Source organism: Shewanella sp. K8 (genome assembly GCF_028823715.1).
GTDB lineage: Bacteria > Pseudomonadota > Gammaproteobacteria > Enterobacterales > Shewanellaceae > Shewanella > Shewanella algae.
Genome location: NZ_JAPEHY010000044.1, coordinates 24359 through 31767, shown reverse-complemented (window position 1 = coordinate 31767; position 7409 = coordinate 24359). Strand labels below are relative to the sequence as shown.

Sequence of the window (7409 nt, the reverse complement as noted above, 5' to 3'; positions counted from 1 at the left end):
CTTCTTTCTGAAAGTCAGAGAGGCGTTCCCCGGAGATCCGCGATGAACCTTTTTTATTGGCATTTCACAGCTTCAAGTGCATGGGTTTAAGTGCATAGGTTTAAGTTGGTTACCAGGAAGAATCCCCCGCATATCAAGGCTCGCTGCTCCCGAGTCATCAGCCCTATTCCATCCAGCTTTGGTCCAATTGATAGCCATTAGTTAAAACCGTCTCTCATGGCCAAACTTCCAGACTACAGGCAATGAGTTTCAAACAGGATAAATAGACAAAAGCCATATACAGTAAGGCATGTAAACCTAAAGTCATACAAATGAGAAGTTACCAGCAAACGAAACAATAATAATTACCCAAAAAACAACCTCTGCTATAAAATCGCCAAGATTTTGACAAAAGTACTTAATTTGACGCCGTTAGTTAACCTTTCCAAGAGACACTATGAATAAGTTGCTGCTGTCTGCACCTCTGCTAAGCGCGTTGGCTTTGACGGCATTTCATTGCCGAGGTGATGTAGAACATTTCCACCAGATATCCTTCCATCAGGATGCGACTCAACTGCAGATACAGTGCTCAGTGCAACAACCCCAGCCGAGATTGATAGTGAGGGTGCCTCAGTCTTATGCCTATAGTCAGGATCCCAGTGTCTTGGTGTTAAGAACCGCCGATGGTGAGATCCTGCAACTAGCCAGCGTGAGCTCGTTGACGACACTCACCACCCAGGCCCGCGCCGATGAAGATCTCTGGGCCGAACTGACCTCGCTCCACAGTGAGCCAATTTCGCTTGAAGTTATCTCGTTTCGTTCCGGTGGCTCTTTCTCATCGGCTATCCAGATGAGTGATTTCCAAACCAGTCTGGCACAGCTCAAATCCAGCTGTCAGCCATAAAAGAATCCGGCCAGTGGCCGGATTCTTTATCAGGCGTTAACCGCCTCTGTCTGATGTACCTTCTCTGTTTGGTCCACTATGGTAAGCACTGCAGCGTCGCCCACCACATTGCAGGAAGTCAGTACCATATCTATGATTCTGTCCAGCGCCGCCACTATCGCAAAAGCTTCCACGGGTAAGCCCAGTTGATGGATTAATACACCTATCATCACCATACCGCCGCCGGGAACCCCGCCGGCGCCCACCGACAGCAGAAAGATACTGAATATCAGAGTTGGCAGCTGTTCACTGGAGATAGGCTGACCAAAGGCGTTGGCGACAAAGAAGATGGCGATAGTGATATAAATCGACACGCCGCCCATATTCATGGTGGCACCCAGAGGCACGCCAAACCCTGCCACTGCTTTGTTAACCCCGAGCTTTTCGGTCAAGGTTCGCATGGTCACCGGGATGGTGGCATTGGAGCTGGCAGTCGACAGAGAGAAAAGGATCTGCTCTTGGGTCTTGGCACGAAAACTCTTGGCACTGACCGGGGTGAACACAGCCACAGCCAGAGGATAAACAATGAAAATCCACAGCAGCAGCATGGTTAGAATAATCGCCATATAACCCAGCACACTGAGAAAGACTTTGGCTTCCAGGGTGGCACCCAGTTTGAACATCAGCGCAAACACACCAAATGGCGCCAACTGCATCACAGTCATAATGAGCTTCATCATGATCCTATTGGCGACCTGAAAGCCTCTGACAGCTGAGCTGCCGGCTTCATCCAGCGACTTGATAACTCCGCCCAGCAGCAGCGCCATAAAGATCACCTGCAACATGTTGCCCGACATAAAGGCATCGACAGGATTGCTTGGCACTATGCCGACAATCAGACTCATCAAATTGGGCAGTTCAGTCGCGGTAATGGCCACATCCGTGCCACCACTCATATCAACCCCGACACCGGGCTGCAGCAATAGTGACACACACACCGCCGCCAGGATGGCGACCAGAGTATTGATGATATAGAAGCTGAAAGTCTTGCCGCCCAAGCGGCCGAAGCTCTTGAGATCCTGCAATTCGCAGACACCACAGACTATGCTGACAAACACCAGCGGCATCACCAGCATCATGATCATATTGACAAACATGGTGCCTGCCGCGGTGGCTACCTCGACCAGGGTACCGGAAAAGAAGCCGATATGGCCCAGCCCATATTGCACCACAGAGCCCAACAACAGGCCGCTAAACAGACCCATAAAGATCCGTCCGGAAAGAGATTTGAGTATCGCCATTGTACGTTCCAATTCGGCATCGTTCCTGATGCACAACTGTCTTCCCTGTTCGCTCTGGGAAGGGATAGTGAAACATGCTACTCAAAAATTCAATGACAAAATGATCAAAACTCGCCTGGGCAACATGCAACAGCTGTCAAATAAAATGCAGAAAACATTGTTTTTAAATAATTTTTAAACTTATTAAATAAATTCACTCAAGAATGGCGCGTTTACAAAATCACAAATCAGAAACAAATAGCAAACAAATACAAAATACTTGACAGTGAATAACTCCAAAAAATCATATAAAGAAGCATTAAAAACCAATAAATATGGAATTGGCAGTAAGCCAATTAGCCAAGCCGCTATTTTACTGCAGATCCTGCTTGTTAATTTCGTCATCAAACCGGAATTTCCTGCCTGCACAGCTTCAGGCACAAAAGCAGCCACAGAGCAAACCACGCATAAAAATACGAGATAAACAGCGAAGGAGGAAACCACAAATACGGGACAGGGGAAGCATAAATGCGCTATCGGAAAAGATAGTCATCTAGCTAAAAAATGGACAAAAAAAAGCCGGTGGGGCGCACCGGCAAATCAAGCAACATATTACCTGAGAGGCTCAGGAAAAACGCCTGACGATGCAGGCGGTCACCACAAGAAAAGGCCATCGGGTGATGGATAGACTCAAAAATGGCAGTAACCCTTGTGGCCAGGTCACCTACTTGAATCAAATTCGGTTAAGTCAAACAAAAATCAACGCAAATAAGGGCGCGCCGAGCACCATGGCAATGCCGGTAAAGATCATCGTCAAGCTGGCAATCACGCCTTCCTGCTGACCAAACTCACTGGCTTTGGCGGCGCCGGCCCCATGGGCAGAAGCACCGAGTGCCACCCCTTTCCCAAGAGATGTTTTTATCCTCGCCAATTTAAACAGCGGCTCACACACCAGCATGCCTATCACGCCGGTGAGCAACACCAACATGGCGGTTAATTCCGGCACGCCACCGAAGGCACCAGTGGCCTCCATGGCAAATGGAGTCGACACAGAGCGTACCAGTACGCTGTGGCTCAGTTCACTGGGCAGAGGCACCAACTTGACCAACAGCCAGGATGACACCAGGCCCAACATGAGTCCGGCCATAACCCCAAGGCTAATGGTGATCGGATAACGGCGGATTAACTTGCGCTCGCGGTAAATAGGTACAGCGAAAGCTATGGTCGCCGGAGCCAGTAATGCCATCAGCCAATGGGTGTACTCAAAATAGGTCGGCAGAGGGATCGCCAACAGCAGCACCACGGCCAGCACGGCCAAAGGCGCCAAAAATATCGGTGCCAACCACCAGCTACGATGCCTTCGATATAAAGCCTTGGCGCCGTAATAACAGATAAGAGTGATCAGCAGACTCAAGAGAGCAAGCAAGGTATGAGACATAGGGTTACCCTTGCACTCCATGTTTGGCCAGTTGGCGTTTCAAATTGAGGCGCCGCTCGAAGCGAAACACTCTATCCACCACAAAACCGGTTCCCAGCAATACCGAAGCGCTGCCGAGCACCAGGGTCAGCATAATATTGAAACCATACTCCTCCAGCAGGGTTTCATACTTGAGTACTGAAATCACGGGTGGAATAAAAAACAGCAAGAGATCGCCAATCAACCAGGCCGCTCCCAGTTGCAACGCCTTTTCCGGTATAAGCTTGAGCCCGAGCGCCAACAACACTACCAGCATCCCAAGTACACTGCCGGGAATGGGAGAATGCAAAGCGGCGGCCAAGGCATGAGTGGCCCATGCCAGCAAACAGATAGCCGCAATTTGCAGCAAGGTCGCGCTTATGTGTTTGCCTTGGAGCCAAATGACTTTGGCCACTCTGTGAGGAGAAGCCGGGCGTTTGCTGAGGGAGTGCATATCTTTACCGAATAACTTAACTGGGGTTTATTCTAGGCTTGCAATATCAATAAAAAAAATGAATATTAAGCATAGTTTGCATTCCATAGAGTTATTCAATTGGATCTGAAAGTTGTTCGCTACTTTATTGAGATAGTGGATGCCGGCGGATTTGCCAAAGCGGCGGAAAAGATCCACCTGACCCAACCTGCGCTGTCCAAGTCTATTCGCCAGTTGGAACAGGATCTGGATCTTGTGCTCTTGGAAAGGGGCAAACGCGGCAGCCAGTTACGTCCCACAGCAGCCGGAGAGGTCGTCTACCGTCACGGCCAGGAACTATTGAATGTACGTCGCAACATGCTCAGAGAGCTGGCGGCACAGCGCAGTCTCAACTCGGGTGAACTGCATCTAGGACTGGCCCCCCTCGGCAGTGCCGAACTCTTTGCTCCTGTCATCGCTCGCTTTCGCAGCCGTTATCCCAAGGTGCAGATGCATCTCTTGGTTCGCGGCGGCGTAGAGCAAACCGCTGCCCTCAAGAAGGGGGAAATCGAGCTGGCAACCGGGATCATCTCCTTTGAGGATGAGTTTGATGGCATCAGGATCCGCCGCGACCCAATGGTGGTGGTATTGCCAAGACAACATCCTTTGGCCAATAGCCAAGAGCTGACCCTCAAGGCATTGGCAGATATTCCACAGATACTGTTCGAACCCGAATATGCCCTGCATGAGCTGGTGATAAATGCCTGTCAGAGAGCCGGCTTCAGCCCCAAAGATGTGACTCGGGTCAGTCATCCCGACTTTGGTATCGCCCTGGTGGCAGCAGGCACAGGTGCCATGATACTGCCCAGCTTTATTGCCGAGCGCCACGCGGTGGCCGGGGTGATCAGTATTCCTCTGGCCGCCTCAGATCTGATCTGGGAGCTGTCGCTGTTCTGGCGCCGGGGGCAACCACTGTCTTTTGCCGCCCAGGCCATGGTCGAGCTGGTCAGACAACGGCTGGCGCTGAGCTGAAATCCCGACGCTTCAAGTGCTGCAGCCGAGTTAATTTTCGCCAACCGAGTCACAGCGTACCGTTACAGCAGTACAAACTCATTGACACCCTCTTTTCGCGCCGCTAAGGTGAATCACACTTTTCCGGGCCCAATGGGCCCGGGGTTCATTTACACAACCCGAGGTTCGCAATGCGGCCAATACACAAGCTTTATCTCTATCCCAAGCCACAGTGGCTTTGATGGGGATAATGACCTGAACTTCCCTCTCCTGTGAGCCATTGTGGCTTTGTTGTCAGGTTTCGTTACCGGTTATCCGGCTCTCTTGGGGATCCCTCAAACCAAAACCCTGGGGACCCAGTACGAAAATGCTTGTTGAGAATGTAATAAAATGAAGAACAACAAAACCTTCGGTAGCATGCTGATCATTGCAGGCACCACGATAGGCGCCGGGATGCTGGCGCTGCCGCTGGCTTCTGCCGGCCTGGGTTTCGGGGTCGCCTCGATACTGATGCTACTACTCTGGGGATTGATGAGTTACACAGCGCTGTTAATGCTGGAAGTGCATCAACATGCCCCGGCTCATGCCACTCTGCACACCTTGGCGCACAAGTTGCTCGGCCGTAAGGGGCAGTTGCTGGCCAGCCTGGCGATGATGTTCCTGCTGTACGCCCTGTGCGCCGCCTATATTGCCGGTGGTGGTGCCCAGCTCAACGATAAATTGGTTCGCTATGCGGATTTAACACTTCCCCCCCAGGTGGGTGCCATTGGCTTTGCCCTGCTGATAGCCCTGGTGGTCGCCATAGGCACTCATTCGGTCGATATGATTAACCGGGTGTTATTTGCCTTGAAGATTATTGCCCTGGTCATCATGTTGGCGCTGCTGTTGCCCCACGCCCAAGGCGGATACCTGCTGGAGCTGCCGTTGCAGCAAGGTTTGGTCATCTCTGCCCTGCCGGTAATCTTCACCTCTTTTGGGTTTCACGGCTCTATCCCCTCAGTGGTGCGCTATGTGGGGCTGGATATCAAGGCGCTGAAGAAGATCATGATTGTCGGCTCGGCCCTGCCGCTGCTGGTTTACCTGCTTTGGCAACTGGCCAGTCAGGGCGCCTTGAGCCAGAGTGAATTGATGGCCTCCAAGGAGCTCCCCAAATTCATCAATGGCTTGGGGCAACTGCTGCATAACCCCATGATAGGCCAGACTGTATCCATATTTGCCGACCTGGCACTGGCCACCTCCTTCCTGGGAGTCAGCCTGGGGCTATTTGATTTTATGGGCGATATTCTGCGACGCAACGACAGTGCCGGCCACAGGCTGCAAACGGCGGCCATCACCTTCCTGCCTCCGCTGGGATTTGCCCTCTTCTACCCTCAGGGATTTATGGCCGCCCTGGGCTATGCCTCGATAGCTTTGGTGATACTGGCAGTATTCCTGCCCGTCGCCATGGTCTGGAAGCAAAGGAGCCAGCCAATGTCCGAGGGCAGCTACCGGGTTGGCGGCGGCAAAGCGGCACTCATGCTGGCTGCGCTGTGCGGGGTGGTGATTATTCTCAGCCAACTGCTGCAAATGGCCGGGATACTGACCAAGGTAGGCTAACAAGGGATTGTATGGAGTCGGCAAACTGGCCGCCGTCCATTCTTAAAGTAAAACGCAGCTCTCGGGCTGCGTTTTACTTTGGTTCATCCTTCAGTTTATCGGTTCCAACGATACTCTGAAGCGACTGGCTGACAGCTGGGAAAAAACCAGGTCAAACCCTTCCGGGATCTCTTGCTCACTGATGACGACTCGCTGATCCAGCTGCTGTTCCAGGGCCTGTTGGCGCCGCTGCTGCCTTTGCTGCATTGCGCTCCTGCCACTGATAAAACTGGCGCCGCCAAGCAAGACTCCAACCAGCGCCAGCAGATTGGCCACCATGGGATTGCCTATTTGCAGCGCACTGGCGTCATCCAGCAGCCACCAGAGAATGGAGGCACTCAGCAGTAATACCCCAAAGGCCAACCTGGCTATCGCGCTCGGCGCATTGTCTATCGGCAATACCAATTGGATATCGGCGGGTAAGTCTGCAAGGGTTACTGTCTGGGGTAACGGCTCGTCCTGCGCTGAGGCACTCTGGGGATCGGGCATAAATCATCCTTAATTTGAATGGAATGGGCTGAAACACGCGGGTCGGCTTCAACCCAATTTAACGACATCTTGTCCTTATGTCTGTGGTTACTGCCGTTCACAACGGCCGGTTCATTATACGCAAGCATCAAGAAGCGTCGCAAACTCAATGTGTTATCAATTTGAACTCTGCTGGAAATCTGTGCATTTTGTGGCGGCAATAGCGCCTGCTGTACTCACTTGGCAAACTTGACCCCAATAGTGACGGCAGACACAATAGCGCCG

General features: G+C 51.9%; 8 protein-coding genes. 4 read left to right on the top strand and 4 right to left on the bottom strand.

The features are described 5' to 3' along the window. Positions 1 to 436: 436 nt before the first annotated feature. Entirely contained in the window at positions 437 to 883 is a 447-nt protein-coding gene (locus ON072_RS18925) for a hypothetical protein (RefSeq protein WP_045283010.1), read from the top strand. Between the two features lie 29 nt (positions 884 to 912). On the opposite strand, the gene ON072_RS18920 is transcribed toward ON072_RS18925, so the two are convergent. Next, positions 913 to 2157, bottom strand: a complete 1245-nt coding sequence (locus tag ON072_RS18920) for a dicarboxylate/amino acid:cation symporter (protein ID WP_028779431.1) — start codon at positions 2155 to 2157, stop codon at positions 913 to 915. A gap of 271 nt (positions 2158 to 2428) precedes the next feature. On the opposite strand from ON072_RS18920, the gene ON072_RS18915 reads away from it, so the two are divergent. Beyond that, positions 2429 to 2626 (top strand): hypothetical protein, encoded by a 198-nt coding sequence (locus ON072_RS18915; protein WP_261753030.1) that lies wholly within the window; start codon positions 2429 to 2431, stop codon positions 2624 to 2626. Between the two features lie 264 nt (positions 2627 to 2890). On the opposite strand, the gene ON072_RS18910 is transcribed toward ON072_RS18915, so the two are convergent. After that, positions 2891 to 3580 (bottom strand): LrgB family protein, encoded by a 690-nt coding sequence (locus ON072_RS18910; RefSeq protein ID WP_025008959.1) that lies wholly within the window; start codon positions 3578 to 3580, stop codon positions 2891 to 2893. Positions 3581 to 3584: 4 nt separating this feature from the next. Further along, positions 3585 to 4052, bottom strand: coding sequence for a CidA/LrgA family protein (locus ON072_RS18905; RefSeq protein ID WP_025008958.1), 468 nt, complete (start codon positions 4050 to 4052; stop codon positions 3585 to 3587). Between the two features lie 99 nt (positions 4053 to 4151). On the opposite strand from ON072_RS18905, the gene ON072_RS18900 reads away from it, so the two are divergent. Together ON072_RS18900 and ON072_RS18895 are read left to right on the top strand one after the other, a co-directional pair. Then, positions 4152 to 5042 carry a LysR family transcriptional regulator gene (locus ON072_RS18900; RefSeq protein ID WP_044735137.1) on the top strand — a complete coding sequence of 297 codons (891 nt, stop codon included), beginning with the start codon at positions 4152 to 4154 and terminating at the stop codon, positions 5040 to 5042. A 369-nt stretch (positions 5043 to 5411) separates the two neighbouring features. Then, positions 5412 to 6617 carry an aromatic amino acid transport family protein gene (locus ON072_RS18895; protein WP_028779434.1) on the top strand — a complete coding sequence of 402 codons (1206 nt, stop codon included), beginning with the start codon at positions 5412 to 5414 and terminating at the stop codon, positions 6615 to 6617. A 90-nt stretch (positions 6618 to 6707) separates the two neighbouring features. Here the strand turns inward: ON072_RS18895 and ON072_RS18890 are convergent, their stop codons facing one another. Beyond that, a complete protein-coding gene (locus tag ON072_RS18890; protein ID WP_025008957.1) occupies positions 6708 to 7145 on the bottom strand; it encodes a hypothetical protein in 438 nt (145 codons plus the stop codon). Between the last annotated feature and the right edge of the window lie 264 nt (positions 7146 to 7409).